General features: G+C 41.0%; 14 protein-coding genes and 1 tRNA gene. 11 read left to right on the top strand and 4 right to left on the bottom strand.

Annotated features, from left to right (window positions below; genetic code table 11):
* Positions 1-169: 169 nt before the first annotated feature.
* From ACM0OY_RS15490 to ACM0OY_RS15445, 10 genes are all read left to right on the top strand, one after another.
* The gene (locus tag ACM0OY_RS15490) at positions 170-1,630 is read left to right on the top strand and encodes a TM0106 family RecB-like putative nuclease (RefSeq protein ID WP_414569726.1); all 1,461 of its coding nucleotides are present in this window, start codon (positions 170-172) and stop codon (positions 1,628-1,630) included.
* 243 nt (positions 1,631-1,873) lie between these two features.
* Positions 1,874-3,058, top strand: coding sequence for an esterase-like activity of phytase family protein (locus tag ACM0OY_RS15485; RefSeq protein ID WP_414569725.1), 1,185 nt, complete (start codon positions 1,874-1,876; stop codon positions 3,056-3,058).
* 571 nt (positions 3,059-3,629) lie between these two features.
* On the top strand, positions 3,630-5,249 hold the full coding sequence (locus tag ACM0OY_RS15480; RefSeq protein ID WP_414569724.1) for a serine/threonine protein kinase: 1,620 nt from the start codon (positions 3,630-3,632) through the stop codon (positions 5,247-5,249).
* A 100-nt stretch (positions 5,250-5,349) separates the two neighbouring features.
* The gene (locus ACM0OY_RS15475) at positions 5,350-6,876 is read left to right on the top strand and encodes a serine/threonine protein kinase (protein WP_414569723.1); all 1,527 of its coding nucleotides are present in this window, start codon (positions 5,350-5,352) and stop codon (positions 6,874-6,876) included.
* 235 nt (positions 6,877-7,111) lie between these two features.
* Positions 7,112-7,185 (top strand) — tRNA-Asp (locus ACM0OY_RS15470).
* Between the two features lie 174 nt (positions 7,186-7,359).
* Positions 7,360-8,808, top strand: a complete 1,449-nt coding sequence (gene gltX, locus ACM0OY_RS15465) for a glutamate--tRNA ligase (protein ID WP_414569722.1) — start codon at positions 7,360-7,362, stop codon at positions 8,806-8,808.
* A gap of 166 nt (positions 8,809-8,974) precedes the next feature.
* On the top strand, positions 8,975-9,466 hold the full coding sequence (locus ACM0OY_RS15460; RefSeq protein WP_414569721.1) for a hypothetical protein: 492 nt from the start codon (positions 8,975-8,977) through the stop codon (positions 9,464-9,466).
* Positions 9,467-9,839: 373 nt separating this feature from the next.
* The gene (gene ftsH2 / locus ACM0OY_RS15455; protein ID WP_414569720.1) at positions 9,840-11,726 is read left to right on the top strand and encodes an ATP-dependent zinc metalloprotease FtsH2; all 1,887 of its coding nucleotides are present in this window, start codon (positions 9,840-9,842) and stop codon (positions 11,724-11,726) included.
* A 206-nt stretch (positions 11,727-11,932) separates the two neighbouring features.
* The gene (locus tag ACM0OY_RS15450) at positions 11,933-12,388 is read left to right on the top strand and encodes an NUDIX hydrolase (RefSeq protein ID WP_414569719.1); all 456 of its coding nucleotides are present in this window, start codon (positions 11,933-11,935) and stop codon (positions 12,386-12,388) included.
* A gap of 159 nt (positions 12,389-12,547) precedes the next feature.
* Positions 12,548-13,117 carry a hypothetical protein gene (locus ACM0OY_RS15445; protein WP_414569718.1) on the top strand — a complete coding sequence of 190 codons (570 nt, stop codon included), beginning with the start codon at positions 12,548-12,550 and terminating at the stop codon, positions 13,115-13,117.
* Between the two features lie 532 nt (positions 13,118-13,649).
* Here ACM0OY_RS15445 and ACM0OY_RS15440 read toward each other — a convergent pair.
* Positions 13,650-14,960, bottom strand: a complete 1,311-nt coding sequence (locus tag ACM0OY_RS15440) for an aminopeptidase P N-terminal domain-containing protein (protein ID WP_414569717.1) — start codon at positions 14,958-14,960, stop codon at positions 13,650-13,652.
* Between the two features lie 523 nt (positions 14,961-15,483).
* Between ACM0OY_RS15440 and ACM0OY_RS15435 the strand changes: the two genes are divergently transcribed.
* Positions 15,484-16,716 (top strand): FG-GAP repeat domain-containing protein, encoded by a 1,233-nt coding sequence (locus ACM0OY_RS15435; protein WP_414569716.1) that lies wholly within the window; start codon positions 15,484-15,486, stop codon positions 16,714-16,716.
* Positions 16,717-16,789: 73 nt separating this feature from the next.
* Here ACM0OY_RS15435 and ACM0OY_RS15430 read toward each other — a convergent pair whose 3' ends face one another.
* The 3 genes from ACM0OY_RS15430 to ACM0OY_RS15420 all read right to left on the bottom strand — a co-directional run bounded on the left by ACM0OY_RS15430 (position 16,790) and on the right by ACM0OY_RS15420 (position 18,819).
* Positions 16,790-17,557: an MBL fold metallo-hydrolase gene (locus tag ACM0OY_RS15430; protein ID WP_414569715.1), complete on the bottom strand. Its 768-nt coding sequence runs from the start codon at positions 17,555-17,557 to the stop codon at positions 16,790-16,792.
* Between the two features lie 3 nt (positions 17,558-17,560).
* Positions 17,561-18,160, bottom strand: a complete 600-nt coding sequence (locus ACM0OY_RS15425; protein ID WP_414569741.1) for an anthranilate synthase component II — start codon at positions 18,158-18,160, stop codon at positions 17,561-17,563.
* Between the two features lie 203 nt (positions 18,161-18,363).
* Entirely contained in the window at positions 18,364-18,819 is a 456-nt protein-coding gene (locus ACM0OY_RS15420; protein WP_414569714.1) for a diacylglycerol kinase family protein, read from the bottom strand.
* Between the last annotated feature and the right edge of the window lie 34 nt (positions 18,820-18,853).

Here is an 18,853-nt window from a genome sequence, read left to right as displayed (position 1 = left end):
TTAGATTTTGCGGAAAGTCTGAGCGCCGGCTTCCGGCGCTCAGAACTTTCTAAGAGAGATTTTGGATTAGTCATTGGTCATTAGTTATTCCCCGCGTCCCCACCTCCCACTCCATTATTAATTGTCTGAGTTACTCCCAGAGAGTGCTAATTGTTGTTAACTTAAAGAAATGCTGATTAATGCTGAACTCCTACTGCAATACCAACGCTGTAAACGCCGATCTTTTTTAGATATCCACGGTGACAAAGGTCAGCGCGATGCTCCCAATGAGCTGCTGGGGAAACTACAACAAGACAAAATTGCTCATCAACTGAGTAATTTGGCACAGTTGACTTACCAGCAGCCTGATTATCCATCTGGAAGTTGGAAAACGGGAGAAAAGGCAACTTTAGAATTGATGCAACGAGGGGTTGAGTACATCTATAAAGGAGTGTTATCAGCAACTTATTCTGAAGCATACACCTTACTGAGTCGTCCAGATTTACTCGTTAAACAGCCAGGACAATCCCATTTTGGAGATTGGATGTATGTGCCGGCTAGTATTGAACTCGGTAAGCGTCCCAAACAAGAATATCAAGTTGTGGCCGCGTTTCATGCCCAAGTTTTGGCAACAGTCCAAGGAACTGTACCCGAAACAGCTTTGCTGATTTTGCGGACTAAAAACACTAGTTATGCAGTGGATCTGTTGAAATGGACGCCACAGATGCAGCGAATTCTGGAGGAATTTATTCAAGTTTTAGAATTACCAAATCCACCAGAGGTGTTTATTTCTCGGCAGAAGTGTAATCTTTGCCATTGGTATAGTCAATGTTATGCGATCGCTCAAACTCAGCAACATCTCTCGCTGTTACCAGGCGTAACACCCATTCGCTACACTCAACTCCAAACCTTAGATATCAATACACTGGAATCTCTCGCCAACACCAGTCCTGCCATTTTAGAAAACCTGGTTGGTTTCGATAGGGAAGTAGCGCCGAAGTTGGTAGTGCAAGCTCAATCTGTACTCCAAAAACGACCTTTAATCTTACCTTACCCCCCACCAAAAGAAAATATTACATTCACAGCGCCTATAGAACTTTACTTTGATATTGAGGCACAACCAGATTTGGATTTAAATTATCTGTTGGGTGTTTTGGTAGTTGATAGACTTGCCAATACAGAACAATTTTATTCTTTTTTAGCAGATAAACCAGAAGACGAAGAATTAGTTTGGCAGCAATTTTTGAATTTGGTTTGGCAATATCCCCAAGCGCCAATTTATCATTTTTGTGTCTATGAATTTGATACAGTCAAACGACTGGCAAAGCTTTACAATACTCCGTATTCCTCGGTGCGTCCTGTCCTGAGTCGATTTGTCGATATATATGAACAATTAACCCAAAGCGTAGCATTACCAGTAGAAAGCTATGCCCTCAAAGCGATCGCTCGTTGGTTAGGATTTGAGTGGCGTGACAAAGAAGCTAGTGGAGCCAAGTGTATTTACTGGTATGAACAATGGCTAGAAACAGGCGATCGTACTTTGTTAGAAAGTATCCAACGCTACAACGAAGATGACTGTCGCGCCACCCGCATAGTCAAAGACTGGCTCGTTCAGTTTTTCGAGGATGAATATGCTTGGCAACTTGCTTGATTAGTGCTTCATAATAGTGTGGAGATGAGTGAATAGATGAAGAATTCCTAATAGCAGTTTGCATGTCATTTGGGTAATTTAGAAATTTCTTCTCTCCACATCTACTCCGTACTTACTCAAACTGAAAGTTACAAAGTACTAAATACTGTGAAATTGTGACAAAATTTGTCTGTGGGTAATAGCACCGGACATAATTTTGGAGTTGATTACTCAGTCCCTTTTACAATTTAGCAATAGCTTTTCATGCGGTTAATTAAAAAAATCTTCGTATTTCCACGAGTTATTTACTTTTTTATCCCGATTGTAATTATCAGTCTGTTCTTCACAAATTTACCGTCAAGTGCTGCTGAGATTACTAGCATAAAATTTATCGGAGAAGTTACTTTACCGAAAAAATTAACCTTACAAAAAACCGAAGTTGGAGGTTTATCTGGAATTACCTATGATGTAAAGAATAACCTTTATTACGCTATTTCTGATGACCGTGGGCAAAAAGGTAATACCCGTTTCTACACTTTAAAAATTGATTTAAGTAAGGGTTCCTTACAAAAAAATGGAGTTGCTGTTGTTAATGTTACCACTTTATTAAATGGAAGTGAAGAAAAATTTCCTCCTAGTCAAACTGATACAGAAGGCATAGCTTTAACTAACAAAGGTACTGTATTTATTTCTTCTGAAGGCGATGTTGGCAAATTAATTAATCCTTTTATTAAAGAATTCTCACTATCTTCTGGTAAAGAAATTACAACACTTCCCATACCAAACAAGTTTTTACCAGATAAAAATGGTCAACAAGGTATCCGTAACAATTTGGCTTTTGAAAGCCTGACCATTACACCTGATGAAAAATATCTATTTACAGCTACAGAAAATGCCTTAATTCAAGATGGCTCAGCTGCTAAACCTAAAATCGGCAGTCCTTGTCGGATTTTGCAATATAACTTGCTCAGCAACCAGCCAGAACAGGAATTTCTTTACCAAACTGAACCAGTAGGACAGTTTTTGAATTTGACGGGTAAGTTTGCTAGTGGATTACCTGATTTATTTGCTCTCGACAATCAAGGACACTTGTTAAGTTTAGAAAGGTCTTTTACAGGTTTAGGATTTGCTGTTTCTCTGTTTCAGGTTTCTTTAGAGGGAGCCGACGATCTTCACAGGATTAATAGCCTTTTAGCAGTTGATTCAAAGAATATTAAACCAGTTCAGAAAAAACTGTTATTAGATTTGAGAACTCTAGATGTAGTACTAGACAACATCGAAGGCTTAACTCTTGGACCTAAATTACCTGATGGAGAGCGCTCATTAATTCTCATCAGCGACAACAATTTTAACTCTCTACAACGTACCAAAATCCTCGCTTTTAAAATCAAAATCGAAACACCACTAATCAGATTACTACGCCGTTTACTACCGAATCTGAATCGTTAACGGTACACAGTTTAAGCAATTTATTTTACTGCTATAGCAATCCTAAATCATTCGTCAAAAGTTATATCTTCGACTTCTTTAAGAAATCGGGGATCTGGACACTGGAAATTTTCACAAATCAAATACGATTGCTATATTTACTTTTTCTGGTTGTTATACCAATTTGAAAAAAGAATGCGACAGATACATACTCCCAAAGCCTTGTTCTGTCTGGCTTTCTTAATTTTGAATTTTGTTAGCGCAGCTAAGCCGTGTCCGCGAGCATCATTTTTAATTTTGAATTGGTATTACTGTGTATTCACGGAATCTACCAGCTAAATTTATCTAGTTTAATCGCACTTTCAGTGTAATTTCTCAACCGTATTCCTTAATAAATATGTTACATAATGTATAAGAGCTTTTGCATAGAGGCGATGAATGTTTAAGAAAATAAATTTTTCTTAGAGTAATTTTTCAACTTATATCGTTCAATTACCCTAAAAAATTTGAATTTATTTTTACGAATAAGAATTAATAATTGACTAAACTTATTCAAGTATTTTGCCAACAATATTTTTCATAATTGATTTTTATGACACAAAAAAAAATTGAGAATATGGTAGGGCAAAAAGTAGAATTAGACAATTACATTGGACAATTTTTAAATAATCGCTATTTAATCAAAGATTTGATTGGTAAAGGAGGGATGGGTAGAGTTTACCTAGCAGAAGATACTGCTAAAGGTGGGATGGCGATCGCCATCAAAATTTTATCACTCAGTCTAGCCAACCAGCACATGTCTCAACGCTTTGCCAGAGAGATTTTTATTGGCGCTCAATTGGGCCGTAAAAGTAAACATATTGTTCGGATTTTAAGTTACGGCGTGACTGAGGATAAAATTCCCTTTTATGTAATGGAGTATCTCCAAGGTAAAAATCTTAAACAAATTCTCAAAGTTCAGCCTTTAACAATATCGCAGTTTTTAGAGATTTCTACTCAAATTTGTTTAGGTTTACAATGTGCCCACCAAGGTATTAGCCTCAAAGGAGAAATTTATCCCATTGTTCACAGAGATATCAAACCAGAAAACATATTTCTGAGTCAAGATGCTAAACAAGGAGAAATTGTCAAAATCCTCGATTTTGGTATTGCCAAGTTTTTAACAGAGCGAAGTGGGATGACCCTGACAGATTCTTTTATCGGCAGTTTGCCTTATTGTTCTCCAGAACATATGGAAGGGCGGAAACTGCTGGATGTACGCTCTGATATTTACAGTTTGGGAGTATTAATGTTTGAAATGTTAACAGGTAAACATCCATTTCAGACAAAAAGTCACTCATTTGGTAGTTGGTATCAAGCACATCGTTTTCAAATGCCGCCTACCGTTGAAGAAGTAAATCCGCAAGTAAAAATACCGAAGGGATTACAAAAAATATTAATGAGTTGTTTAGCAAAAGAGGTAAGCGATCGCCCTGAAAATATTAGCCAAATATTAGACGAATTAGCAAAGTTAAATAGTCACTTTGAAAACAATATTATTAGTAGTAGTAATAATGTTGAAATCTCACCAGATATGCAATTAGTTCCTATAACATTATTATCAGAAAAAGAATGTTTACAGAAAAATTGGCCTAAAAATAAACCAGTTGCCCCAATTGGATTTCCCCATTTATTGCATACTCCACAAAGACCTATCCCAACTTTTTGGGCAATGTTACCCAAACAAGAAATTATAAAATTTTTGGATAAAGTCCATAGCACAGAATTTATCACTAAAATGAATATATACCCAATGTTATTATGGGTAACAGTGCTGTACGATGCCGAACCTTCTCTAACGAAATGGCTACCTTATTTTCTGGATTTGAAAGATAATAAAGGACAGAATATAGCGCGTAGTTTAGCAGAAGTAGGTTATTATCATCTACTATTTTTTCCTTTAGAAGATCCCGATCGCTGCTCTCATGTCACAACTTTAAGTCTCACAGCTAGCCAACGTCAGCAACTTATAGATTCGTTAAATATGAATCAACAATTAAATGAATCAATTTTACCTCAGGAAGCAAAAAATATTTTAAAGCTCGAGTATGAAAAGCTAAAATTAGATATGTTACGAAAGTTATTTGCACAACAAAAAGCTGAAAAAGAAAATTTAAAAAATAGATTAGCTAAATTTTGGGAGATAATTTTTAAATTTTTATCTATACGTTAAAATTTTGCTATCAAAATTAAAAATATTCCCACATTAGCTAACAATATTTATCTTCGCGTATTAGGAACTGTAAATAGACTAAGGAGCAGAGGTTATCAAAGTGAATCAAAGCCCATTTGCATCTCCAAGTAGTACGGGCTTGCTTGCCAATCGTTATCAACTCAAGCAATTAATTGGCAGTGGTGGCATGGGGGAAGTTTTTTTAGCAAATGATATTTTATTAGGGGGAACACCAGTTGCGATTAAGTTTTTGACTCAGACTGTTGTCGATGGCAAAATGCAACAAGACTTCGCTCGTGAAGCTTTAATGAGTGCAGCTTTGAGTCAAAAAAGTGTACACATCGTGCGGGCGTATGATTATGGCGTCAGTGAAAAAGGAAAACCATACTACGTCATGGAATATCTATTTGGTAAGAGTTTAAAAGATTTAATTCCGCTATCCTTATCAATGTTTTTAACTATCTCCCGACAAATTTGTTTGGGTTTACAGTGTGCCCATCAAGGAATTAATATTGACGGCAAAATTTGTCCGTTAGTTCATAGAGATATTAAACCTGCGAATATATTAGTTATCCCCGATCCAATATTGGGTCAGTTAGTTAAAATTTTAGACTTTGGTATTGCTAGATTTTTAAATTATGCATCAACAGCCAGTATAAGTAGAGGGTTTAATGGCACTTTGCCCTATTGTTCTCCAGAACAACTAGATGGTGAAAAGTTAGATGCTCGCTCTGATATTTATAGCCTGGGTGTAATGATGTTTGAGATGCTCACAGGTAAAAAACCTTGGCAACCAGAAACTGACTACTTTGGTGCTTGGTATAAAGCACATCACTTTGACTCTCCAAAGACGATCGCAGATGTAAAACCCAATCTAAAATTACCTCAAAAACTCAATAATTTAATCATGGCTTGCCTTGCTAAAAAAGCAAGCGACCGCCCACAAAATATTGCTCAAATTTTGCAAGTTATCAACAGTCTAGAACAATCTAATTGTCCCACTTTACCTACAACTTTAGCCTCTAGATCCATCCTCAGCCGTCCCTTAGATTCTGGGTTAACAATCCCATTAGAACAAATCTGTAGGCAACTTTCCTGGCCAGAGAAAAAACCAATTCAAGAAATTGTTTTTCCCCAGCTTGTACACACAGGACAAAAATCTGTAGCGGCACTATGGTTAATGTTGCCGAAACAAGAAATCAAAAACCATGCTCTTTCTACCCGATACAATCAATTTATTTTCATTACATCGCCCCACCCAATGCTGTTGTGGGTGACTGTACTATACCATCGGGAACTAGCCCCTAAATGGCTACCCTGCTACCTAGATATGCAAAATCCTCAAAATCTTAAGCTGGTGAGTTTATTAGCTCAAAATGAGCGCTACCCGTTGATTTTCTTTACTCTGGAAGCACCAAATTCCTGCGCTAATGTTCTCAGCAGTCGCATCGACCCAACTCAGTGCCAAATGTTAAAAACTTGGGTGGAACAGAGTCAGAACTTACCACCGAGTTCTCAACCCCACTTGAGTAAACAACTATTAAAACAGCAGTATAAACAAATGCAATCCCAGGTATTGCAGCATCTAGAATCAAAGCCCCAGGTTGTATTATCAGGCTCTATTTAAACCACTAATCTGCAAGTTTTGAGGGAGTGGGAGATGAGGGGACAAAGGGACAACGAGAATAATTCTTAACCGGAGCTTCGGAGTCTTTGGCTTTGCTCCTAAGAGGCTAAACGCCCTGCTACCGCTAACAGCACTCCCCAAACCTAATGACTACAGAAAAATAATTTTGAATTTACTACCCAAAAACACTTGACAAATAGAAAAAAAATAGCGACAATAGCAAAGTTGCCATCAAGGGACTGTAGTTCAATTGGTTAGAGCACCGCCCTGTCACGGCGGAAGTTGCGGGTTCGAGCCCCGTCAGTCCCGTTACAAAACGCTAATTAGTGAGTGTTGACTTCTGGGTATCAGAGGAATATAGCCGAGATATCTCGTATTAATAGGCTCAGCACAGAAGTCAGGAATCGTATCTCTATGGACTCAGGGCTTACAGTTTAAATATAAGGTACATTTATTCATGCTTTGCAAAAGAGAGAATTAACTGTGACTGTCAGAGTCCGTATTGCGCCGAGTCCGACTGGAAATTTACATATTGGTACAGCGAGAACGGCTGTATTTAATTGGTTATTTGCCCGCCACCACGGCGGGAAGTTCATTCTCAGAATAGAAGACACAGACCTAGAGCGATCGCGTCCCGAATATACCGAAAATATCCTTCAAGGACTGCGTTGGCTAGGACTTAACTGGGATGAAGGGCCATTTTTTCAATCCCAACGCCTGGATCTTTATAAACAAGCAGTAAAACAACTGCTTGACCGAGGATTAGCCTATCGCTGCTACACCACCGCCGAAGAACTAGAGGCTTTGCGAGAAGCCCAAAAAGCTAGAGGTGAAGCTCCCCGCTATGACAACCGTCACCGCAACCTTACCCCAGAACAACGCGCCACTTTTGAAACAGAAGGTCGTTCTTCTGTGATTCGCTTCAAAATTGAAGACGATCGGGAAATTGTCTGGAACGATCTAGTCAGGGGAAAAATGTCTTGGCGAGGTAGCGATTTAGGTGGTGATATGGTTATTGCCCGCGCCTCAGAAGAAGGTAGCGGTCAACCTTTATACAACTTTGTAGTTGTAGTGGATGACATCGATATGCAAATCACCCATGTCATTCGTGGAGAAGACCATATCGCCAACACAGCCAAGCAAATTTTGCTGTATGAAGCTTTGGGGGCAAAAATCCCAGAGTTTGCCCACTCGCCACTGATTTTAAACAAAGAAGGGCGTAAGCTTTCCAAGCGGGATGGAGTCACTTCCATTTGTGACTTTCAGCAAATGGGCTTTACCGCCGAAGGCTTGGTAAATTACATGACATTACTTGGTTGGTCACCCCCAGATTCAACCCAAGAAATATTTACCTTAGAAACAGCAGCCAAGGAATTTAGTTTTGAGCGCGTCAATAAAGCAGGTGCAAAATTTGACTGGGATAAGCTGGATTGGTTGAACAGTCAGTATATCCACAATACGCCTGTAGATAAACTCACAGATTTACTCATACCCCATTGGGAAGCAGCTGGGTATAAATTCGATGGTGGACGCACTCGCCCCTGGTTAGAACAGCTAGTAACTTTAATTAGCCAAAGCTTGACTCGACTGGTAGATGCTGTAGCTATGAGTCAAGTGTTTTTCAGCGACATAGTTGAATTTAGCGAGGAAGCAAATACACAACTCAAGCAAGAAGGTTCTGCTGCCGTCCTTGAGGGGATTGTCACAGCTTTGCAAAATCAGTCACAACTCTCGGAGGAATCTGCTCAGGACATTATTAAACAAGTGGTCAAAGAGCAAAAAGTCAAAAAAGGCTTAGTAATGCGATCGCTCAGAGCAGCCTTAACTGGAGACGTTCATGGCCCCGACCTCATCCAATCTTGGTTACTGCTCAATCAGATTGGTTTAGATCGGCCGCGTTTAAGTAGAGCAATAACTGACAGTAGGGAGTAGGGGGAGATAAGGGGGATAGGAGGGATAAGGAAGTATGGGGAGATTATAAAAAAGCTTCGCACCCTTCCTATTCCCCATTCCCTTTTGTAGTCAATTCTCCTCATATTGGGAACTTGGCATGTAAAATTCATGTCTTCAAAAACACTTAGAAGCAAACCTAATTACAATGCCGATAAAAGCGCTCAATAGAGGGATAAGATTATCGTTGATGATAGTTACGCTTTTCATCACCTCAGTTAATGCCATAGCTGATGCCCAAGAAGCGCCAACGATATTTGGAGATCTCACCATTGGCCCCCAGTTTTCCCCAGACCCACTGACAGTTCGCGGGATGAGTGGTGGCTCAATATCTGGGAATCAAGTAGCTGGTAGAACTGAAACAGCCACCGGTCCTTGTACTGGATTTGTTGATGAAACACCAGACCACACATTAGTGTTAACAAGTAAATTTGATTACCTAAAGCTACAAGTCCAAAGTCCTGAGGATACCACCATGATTGTTAAGGGACCCGGTGGTAGTTGGTGCAATGACGATTTTGATGGTAAAAATGCCGGCATTGTTGGTGAATGGCTGGCTGGAACTTACCAAATTTGGGTTGGTTCCTATGACAAAGGCAAGTATCTTCCTTACACTCTACAAATTACGGAAGTTAAGTAAGGCATAGCAAGTGCTGTTAACGGTAGCGGGGGTTTAGCCCGTGCTGAGTTTAGGAGTACAGACGCGATTAACCCTTTTCTGTACAACAGTTAGGAATTATGAGTTATTTTCCTTTTTTGCCCATCTCCCCATCTCTCGACTCGCCTTTCTCTTTCTTTTCTGGCACGATATTGTATTAAAATTAAGTTAACTTTAATTAAGATTCTTGTTGGCATCGCCATAATGGTCTAAAGCTTCTATGGCAGTGCATGTAAGAAATCAAATTAAAAAAATGGATTTATGAACATCCGTTTAACAGCTCAAAGTGACAGAGTGATAGACCATTCGGTTGCTAAGGCTAATGAGTTGTATAGGTATCTAGAGGCAAATTAACATGAAATTCTCCTGGAAAGTCCTGGTACTCTGGACCTTGCCGGCTTTGGTAATTGGCTTTTTCTTCTGGCAAGGGGCTTTTGCAGGTGCACCTGCGGATATGACTAAAAATGCAGCCAACACTCGGATGACCTATGGTCGCTTCCTAGAATATTTGGATGCCGATCGCGTCACCAGTGTCGATCTGTACGAAGGCGGTAGGACGGCAATTTTAGAAGCCCGCGATCCAGATCTGGAAAATCACATCCAACGGTGGCGGGTGGATCTGCCTGTTAACGCCCCTGAGTTAATTAGCAAGCTTAAAGAAAAGGGAATTAGTTTTGATGCTCACCCCATGCGGAATGATGGCGCAATTTGGGGATTATTGGGCAATCTGGTGTTTCCAGTTTTATTGATTACTGGATTGTTCTTTTTGTTCCGACGTTCTAGCAACCTCCCCGGTGGGCCAGGTCAAGCAATGAACTTCGGCAAATCCCGCGCCCGCTTCCAAATGGAGGCAAAAACCGGAATCAAATTTGATGATGTAGCCGGGATTGAAGAAGCCAAGGAAGAATTGCAAGAGGTTGTCACCTTCCTCAAACAGCCAGAAAGATTTACTGCTGTGGGCGCACGCATTCCCAAGGGAGTGCTGTTAGTCGGGCCTCCTGGAACTGGTAAAACTTTACTGGCAAAAGCGATCGCTGGTGAAGCAGGCGTACCTTTCTTCAGCATTTCTGGTTCCGAATTCGTGGAAATGTTTGTTGGTGTGGGTGCATCCCGCGTCCGCGATTTGTTCAAGAAAGCTAAAGACAACGCCCCCTGTATCATCTTCATTGATGAAATCGACGCAGTTGGACGCCAACGCGGTGCTGGTATCGGCGGCGGTAACGACGAGAGAGAGCAAACCCTCAACCAATTGCTCACCGAAATGGACGGGTTTGAAGGTAACACAGGCATCATTATTATTGCTGCTACCAACCGTCCCGATGTACTAGACTCAGCATTGTTGCGTCCCGGTCGCTTTGACCGCCAAGTAACAGTTGATGCACCCGATATCAAAGGGCGTTTGGAAATCTTGCAAGTTCACGCGCGAAACAAGAAACTAGACCCTAGCGTATCCTTAGAAGCGATCGCTCGTCGCACTCCCGGATTCACTGGTGCTGATTTAGCCAACTTACTCAACGAAGCAGCAATTCTCACTGCTAGAAGACGCAAAGAAGCTATCACCCTCCGGGAAATTGATGATGCGGTGGATCGGGTAGTCGCCGGGATGGAAGGTACTCCATTGGTAGATAGCAAGAGCAAGCGCTTAATTGCCTACCATGAAATTGGACACGCTTTGGTAGGAACTTTGTTAAAAGACCATGACCCAGTGCAGAAAGTCACCTTGATTCCACGGGGACAAGCACAGGGCTTGACCTGGTTTACTCCCAACGAAGAACAAGGATTAATTTCTCGCTCCCAGTTGAAAGCCAGGATTACTGGTGCTTTGGGTGGTCGCGCCGCCGAAGAGGTGATTTTTGGCGCTGCGGAAGTGACCACTGGCGCTGGTGGAGATTTGCAACAGTTGTCAGGAATGGCGCGGCAAATGGTGACTCGTTTCGGGATGTCAGACTTAGGCCCACTGTCGTTAGAAAGCCAGCAGGGAGAAGTATTCTTGGGTCGTGACTGGACAACCAGATCAGAGTATTCTGAATCCATCGCTTCCCGGATTGATGGACAAGTTAGAGCGATCGTTGAAGATTGCTATGAAACTGCTAAGAAAATCATCCGCGACCATCGCACCGTCACTGATCGCTTAGTAGATTTGCTCATTGAAAAAGAAACTATTGACGGTGAAGAATTCCGTCAGATTGTGGCTGAGTACGCTGAAGTGCCAGAGAAACAACAGTACGTACCACAACTGTAATAATTGATTTCTAGGCTAATGCCTGGAAATGAAAAAAGAACAAAAAATAAAATGGGGATAGTGCTGACTATCCTCATTTTTTATTGCTAAACTATTCCTGAAACTACAAAACTGCTGTGCAGGTTTAAACCGCAATATAGTTGGTTGGATTGAAGTAATAGCTGAGTTTCAGCAATCAACAGATTAGGCTTTTTGTAAGCAAAAATATGGCTACTAAATCTACAACAAAAAAAGTAATTGCCTATGTTACTAACAAAGATAAATTAATGGTATTTACACATACTGATTTTCCGGAAGCTGGCGTTCAAGTACCTGCTGGTACAGTTGAAGAAAGTGAAGAGCCATCTGAAGCTGTAGTGCGAGAAATTTATGAAGAATCTGGTGTTAAAGGAGTTCGTCTTATTGAGCTATTGGGTATTTATCAATATGACATAGCTCCTTCTCGTGAGGAAATTCAAGAACGCTACGTTTATCATTTGGAATTGACTGAGCCTACACTATCGACTTGGCGACATTGGGAAATGCATTCAAATATAAATAAAAAATCTATAGATTTTGATTTTTACTGGTTGAAGTTGGACGGCTCAGATTTAGATTTGGCTGGTGGTCAGGGTTACTTTTTACCTAAGCTTGCTCACAAGATAAAAAAGAGTAACTATTGAGTAAAAAAGTAAATTATATCAATTAAAAATTATGTTCGCCTCACCCACTCGAATGAAGTAGTAATCTGTAGCCAAGTTTGAGCAATTAACCGAATAAAAATCCGAAACTAGCAACATGGCTATTGTATATAAATATCTACCCATTTTGATTTGCAGCAAATGAATAGTAAAGCTAAATTATTGACTCTTGTACAGACGCGATTAATCGCGTCTGTACTGTTAACTTTTGCTCTTTCATCTGTGACTGTGGGAACAGTCATAGCACAGACAAAACTTACCAATCAATCTAAATTGTTCACCAATGGTATTGGACAGGTACGAGTTGGAATGACGGTCTCTCAAGCGAGCAAAGCTGCTGGTACTCGGCTAGTTGGCGACCCACCGAATAAATATTGCTACTACGTCAAGCCGGAATGGGGCCCTAAAAATGTTGGGTTCATGGTGACAGAAGGTCGTATTTCTAGAGTGGATGTCTGGAGAGATAGCAAAATTACTACCTTAAAAGGTGCAAAAATTGGTGACACGGAAGCACGGATTAAATCCCTCTATCCAGGACAAATTAAAGTCACTCCTCATAACTATGTCCAAGGTGGTCACTACCTGACATTTATACCAAAAGACCAATCTGACCAAAATTATCGTGTAGTATTTGAGACTGATGGCAAGCGTGTTACTGAGTTTCGCTCAGGTAAATTACCAGAGGTTGAATTTGTAGAGGGATGTAGTTAATTTGAGAGATTCAGGGCTTCTACCGTTTCACTTTAAAATTGATACAAATAGACAGCAGGGGAGCAGGGGGCAGGGGGAAAGAATTAGAGACTAATCATTATGTATCAAATATTTCGTGAAATGGTATTACGCAAAGGCGTCTTGGCGGTTCGATAAATTAAAAGAAATAGACAAAATCTTAGGAATTTTAACAACTACTCTAATGGAGTCCCCCAAATTTTAGTTTTGGGATAAGAATTCAGAATTCAAAATTTAGAAGCCAGAATTAATCAATCTTAGATAGCCAAACTTGATAATTTGAACAAAATCAAGCAGGTATACAATCATTGATTTTTCAACCATTCTAACTTCTGACTCCTGAATTCTGACTCCTTTTTATCTCTGACTTTTCACGGTATCTGGAAAACCCCGCTTCCATTCCTCTCCCCTGCAAGGAGAGAGGCTTTGATTTCTCCCCCTTCCCTACTAGGGAAGGGGGCTGGGGGGTTAGGTTTTGCGTTAGCTTTTCCACATGACGTGAAAAGTCAGCTTTTTATCTTTCCACTTCATCCACTTCCTTGGGAACTCCCGCAGTTAACACCTCATGTCCATTAGGTGTAACTAAGACATCATCTTCAATGCGAATACCAATGCCAATCCATCGGGGGTGAGTCTCTGGTTGGTCTTCTGCTAATTTAGTATCTGGGACAATATAAAGTCCTGGTTCCACTGTCAAAATTTGACCTGGTTGTAAAATCTGTGGTTTATCTTCACCGTGCTGGTAAACTCCCACATCATGCACATCCAAACCTAACCAATGGCTGGTGCGGTGCATATAATATGGTTTGTATTTATCTTCTTCAATTAATTTGTCAATTTCGCCTTGGAGAATGCCAAGTTCAACTAAACCTTCAGTCAAGACGCGCACTGCTGTATCATGAACTGATTTGAAGGAATTACCTGGTTGCACTTGAGCGATCGCTTGTTTTTGTGCCTCCAAAACAATCTCATATAATGTCTTTTGTTCTGGTGTAAATTTCCCTCCCACTGGAAATGTGCGCGTAATATCGGAGTTGTAATAACCATAAGCACAACCGGCATCAATTAACAGTAATTCTCCATCCTGCATTTGCCGTTCATTCTCAATGTAGTGCAATACGCAAGCATTCACACCGGAAGCCACAATGGAAGGATAAGCCGGGCCCATTCCACCCCGCACTCGAAAGATGCGTTCCATTTCCGCCTGAATTTCATACTCATAACGTCCGGGTGCTGTGATTTCTTGGGCGTGATTGTGTGCTTCAATAGCGATCGCTGCTGCTTGGCGCATTAACTCCAACTCGGCTTCGCTTTTAATCAGTCTCATGCTGTGGATAATAGTCCCGGTATCTTCAATGGCCACAGGCCCTGTACCGCGTTTGGGGTAAGTTTGTAGTAACCGTTGGTAATGCCCTAAAATTGTGTCATTAAAAGCGCGATCGCGTCCTAAGTGATAATAAATGCGATCGGCTTTTTCTAAATACTGCGGCAATTTTTCATCTAATTCGTTAATTGGGTACGCTTCATCAGCACCATAAATTTCCTTCGCTGCATCTATCCCACAGCGATAACCACTCCATACTTCCTTTTCCCGATCTTTGGGTTGCACAAACAGCACAAACCGATGTTCTGCATGATGAGGCGCTAACACTGCAACGGCCTGTGGTTCGTTAAATCCAGTTAAGTAGAAAAAATCACTATCTTGACGATAAACATACTCAACATCGTTGTGCATCACTGCCATTGGCGCACTGCGAAAAATAGCTGTGCCATTACCAATTTTTGCCATTAACTGCTCGCGACGTTGCCGATATTCTGTTTGCATAGTTGATTTATTTGTAAACTGTCGTATTATTTTACACTTTTGGCAACCAGAGGATGCACAGATGATGCTTCTCGCTAGTTGCTAATCTTAGTTATTCTAGCCAATATTTGTTTCCACTCAAGTTATAAAACATAAGCATTCAGAATAGAGAATTGAGAAGATTTTGATACCAAGCTGAATCAGCGAAAAAATCAATAAGCTATATGGCAATCTATTTGAGTTTTGAAAAATATCAGTGGTGACTGTTAATAGTTAACATTTAACAGCAATTATTAGCAGAACATAACATGATTTTGTCTATAAATCATCACATAGAAAATGGATGTGCTAACTGTTTGTATAGCACTTGAAATTTTTGAATAAATGATTTAAAACCAATAATAATTTATTTTTAAAGGCTGACATTAAGCAAAAAAAAACAGTTATAAAGAAATATTGAAAGCCTGGTAAATGTTCTTTGATTACAGAAAGGCATGGCTCGAAAAAGTTAAAAACAGATAACAACCAATGATAAAAAAACACCATGTTTGGAAAAAGTTCCTCAGACTTGTCTTTGAATACGTCTCAATTGGCATCAGAATCTTTCCAAAAATCGCAAGCATTATTAGCATCTCCACTTGATAATTCAAATACTCTAAAATCTGGCTCATTTTTTGGCAGCAGCAGTTCTTCTCAATCAGAACAATCTGCGGTGGTGTCAGAAAATCCCAATCCTAATCCTTACTTAACCAGTGCAGCGATCGTTCCTGATTTCAACGGTGATGGCAAAACAGACAAAGTTTGGGTCAATACTCAAACTGGTGAAATTATCGTTCGCCTGATGGATGGAACAAGAATTGTTGAACAGGGTTCTTTAGGTCAATTCGACCTATCAGCTTATGATTACAAAATTGGTGATTTCAATGCTGATAACAAAACCGACTTCTTATTACGCAATAAGACAACCGGCGAGAACAGCATTGTCTTAATGGACGGAACCAGAGTTGCTAGTGCGGCTGCTCTCACCAACGTTGACCCAGCATGGACTTCTCAAATTGGCGATTTCAATGGCGATCGCAAAACTGATATCTTCTGGCACAATAGCCAAACCGGCGAGAACGCTATTTGGGAGATGGATGGCACAAATGTTGTGAATGCAACTGTTTTAGACACCACTGACCCAGCCTTAACTTCTACCATTGTTGATTTCGATGCCAACGGCAAGAGCGATATCTTCTGGCGCAATCAGACAACTGGTGAGAACAGTGTTTGGTTTATGGATGGTGCCCAAAAGACTGAGTTTAGCTTGCAATCACAAGATGCAGCCTGGACTTATCAAGTTGGCGATTTCAATGGCGACTTAGCCACAGACTTGCTCTGGAGAAACACTCAAACAGGTGAAAGTAAGGTTTGGGTGATGAGAGGCATCGTAGTTACAGAAGGTGCTTTGGGAACACTTGACCCCTCTTGGACTTCTCAAATTGGTGATTTCAACGGTGATGGTAAGACCGATATCTTCTGGCGGAATGCAACCACAGGTGAGAACACAGCTTGGTTGATGGATGGTACAAACGTTGCCACTCAAGCCTTCCTACCGAGCAATAGTGCATCTCTAACACCATCCCTCGGCGATTACAACGGTGATGGCAAAACTGACATCTACTGGCGCGATCAGACAGCAGGTGCAGACAACATTTGGACTATCGATGGCACAACCGCCGTTGAAACTCCCATCGGCGAAGCAGATAGACTGACCCCAGAGTGGTATACGTTCTAAAATTAGAATTCAGAAGTTAGGAGTGGGGAGTGAAGAGTTATTATTCTCCCTCATCTCCCTCATCTCCTACTCATCAAAATTTGTAACTCAAAACCTGAACCACGCTGCTTTCCGGCAAATCTTTAGGATTAATGGAAATAGTATCTCCACTGCTACGCCGCACTGTTACTCCTTGCATTAAGGCCAGAAAATCATCGAGTGGCGAAATCTCACAGGCAGCACCATCGGCGGCTTGTGTTCGGTAATGGGTGGGAATTACTAGCTTGGGATTTAATACTTCAACGGCCTGCTTTGCTTCTTGAGCATTGTAGGCTTTTGCGCTGCCGCCCACTGGAATAAATAGCACGTCGGGACGACCCATGAGAATTTTTTGCTCAATGGAAATAGGTGCAGCAGCTCCACCTAAGTGTAGGATATTAATTCCGCCTTGTTTCCAACTCCAAGCGGTATTGGAGCCAAACTGCTTACCACCTTTGCGATCGTGGTCTGTAGCGATTCCTTGGAACTTAATACTTTTGAATTCGTAAACCCCTGGTTCATAGATCAGCTTTGCATTGGCTGGTAGTGTATCTACAGCACCTTCATCCAGCAGTTGGCTGCTAATTAATACTAAATCCGCTGCAACTTTTGGCACACGATACCCAGCAGTACAGCCGACCGCCCGAAATGGATTGACGAGAATTTTTGCACTGCTACCATCAAAAAGAAAGCAAGTATGACCCAACCACTTAACTGATAAACCGCTAGATTGTGCGTCAGCTCGCAGGTGGGAACCCAAGGTAGTAACTGAAGCTGTGACCAATCCCGCCCCAGCATAACCCATCAACTGTCGTCGTTTCATTAATTAAGCTCTCGACTGTAACTGTTGGAGAAAGTTTCGCAATAATTGTTTTCCTGATGATGTCAGGACACTCTCTGGGTGAAACTGGACGCCCTGAATCTGAGGATAGTTCCGGTGCCGTACTCCCATAATTGTGCCATCGTCAACCCAAGCGGTGATTTCCAGCACATCAGGGCAAGTCTCGCGATCGATGACTAAACTATGATACCTGGTGGCGGTGAGCGGATTTTCTAATCCTTGGAAAACCCCCACCCCAGTGTGAGTCACCAGAGAGGTTTTACCATGCATCAATTCTGGAGCAGAAACTATTTTACCACCGAACACTTGACCGATACTTTGATGGCCCAAACAAACACCCAAAATTGGTAACTCTTGTCCTAGTCGTTCAATCAACTCTAGGGAAATACCGGCATCTTCTGGGCGGCCGGGCCCAGGAGAAATAACCACAGCTTCTGGCTTTAATGCCCGAATCTCATCTATAGATATTTTGTCGTTACGAAAAACTCTAATATCACCTGCCACTGGGAACTCTGCTGCCAATTCTCCCAGATACTGCACCAAATTATATGTAAAACTATCGTAATTATCGATGACTATTAACATAACTAAGAAAAAAATATAGGTTGCAGGTGACAGATATAAAACTGTCATAGCTCATAGGGGTAGACAGGCGAGCAGCTACTTGAGAAAGCATCTAGTCAGTTACTAAGATACTTGCCATGATCCCATTGTTGAATTTGGAATTTTGAATCCTTAAGAATCACTTGGCGATGCCTGCGGTGTTTGCTAGCCTACGCACATCACATCTACAAACTCGATATAATTAACGCTACCAGAGGAGGAAGCAACAATGTAGCAGCTACCAGCACCGCTACCAAAGCCGAAACCAGCACTGCACCAGCAGCACAATCCTTGGCGACTTTTGCCAGCTCGTGGTAAGTCTGCTTAACTGTTAAGTCTACAATGGACTCGATCGCTGTATTGAGTAACTCTAATGCCAAAACTAAACCACTAGTGATACCAATTACTGCTATTTCTACTGGTCGCAGATGTAAATATACGCTTAAAGCGATCGCCATTGCACAAACACTGGTGTGAATCCGAAAATTACGTTGAGTTTGAAAACTATAGGTGATTCCAGCCCAGGCATACTTAAAACTAACAAATAAATTAGAAGCAACCTTCCACGAAAATTCCCGTTCGTTGGTCACAATTTTTTGTAACGAGGTAGGCGTTGGCGATGGAGAAATTTTTTGGGACATAGACTTAAAATATATAAAAACACAGTTACTACAG

It is taken from the genome of Nostoc sp. CCY 9925 (assembly GCF_963920935.1).
Classification (GTDB): Bacteria; Cyanobacteriota; Cyanobacteriia; order Cyanobacteriales; family Nostocaceae; genus Nostoc.
This window is presented reverse-complemented; position numbering and strand designations above follow the sequence as displayed.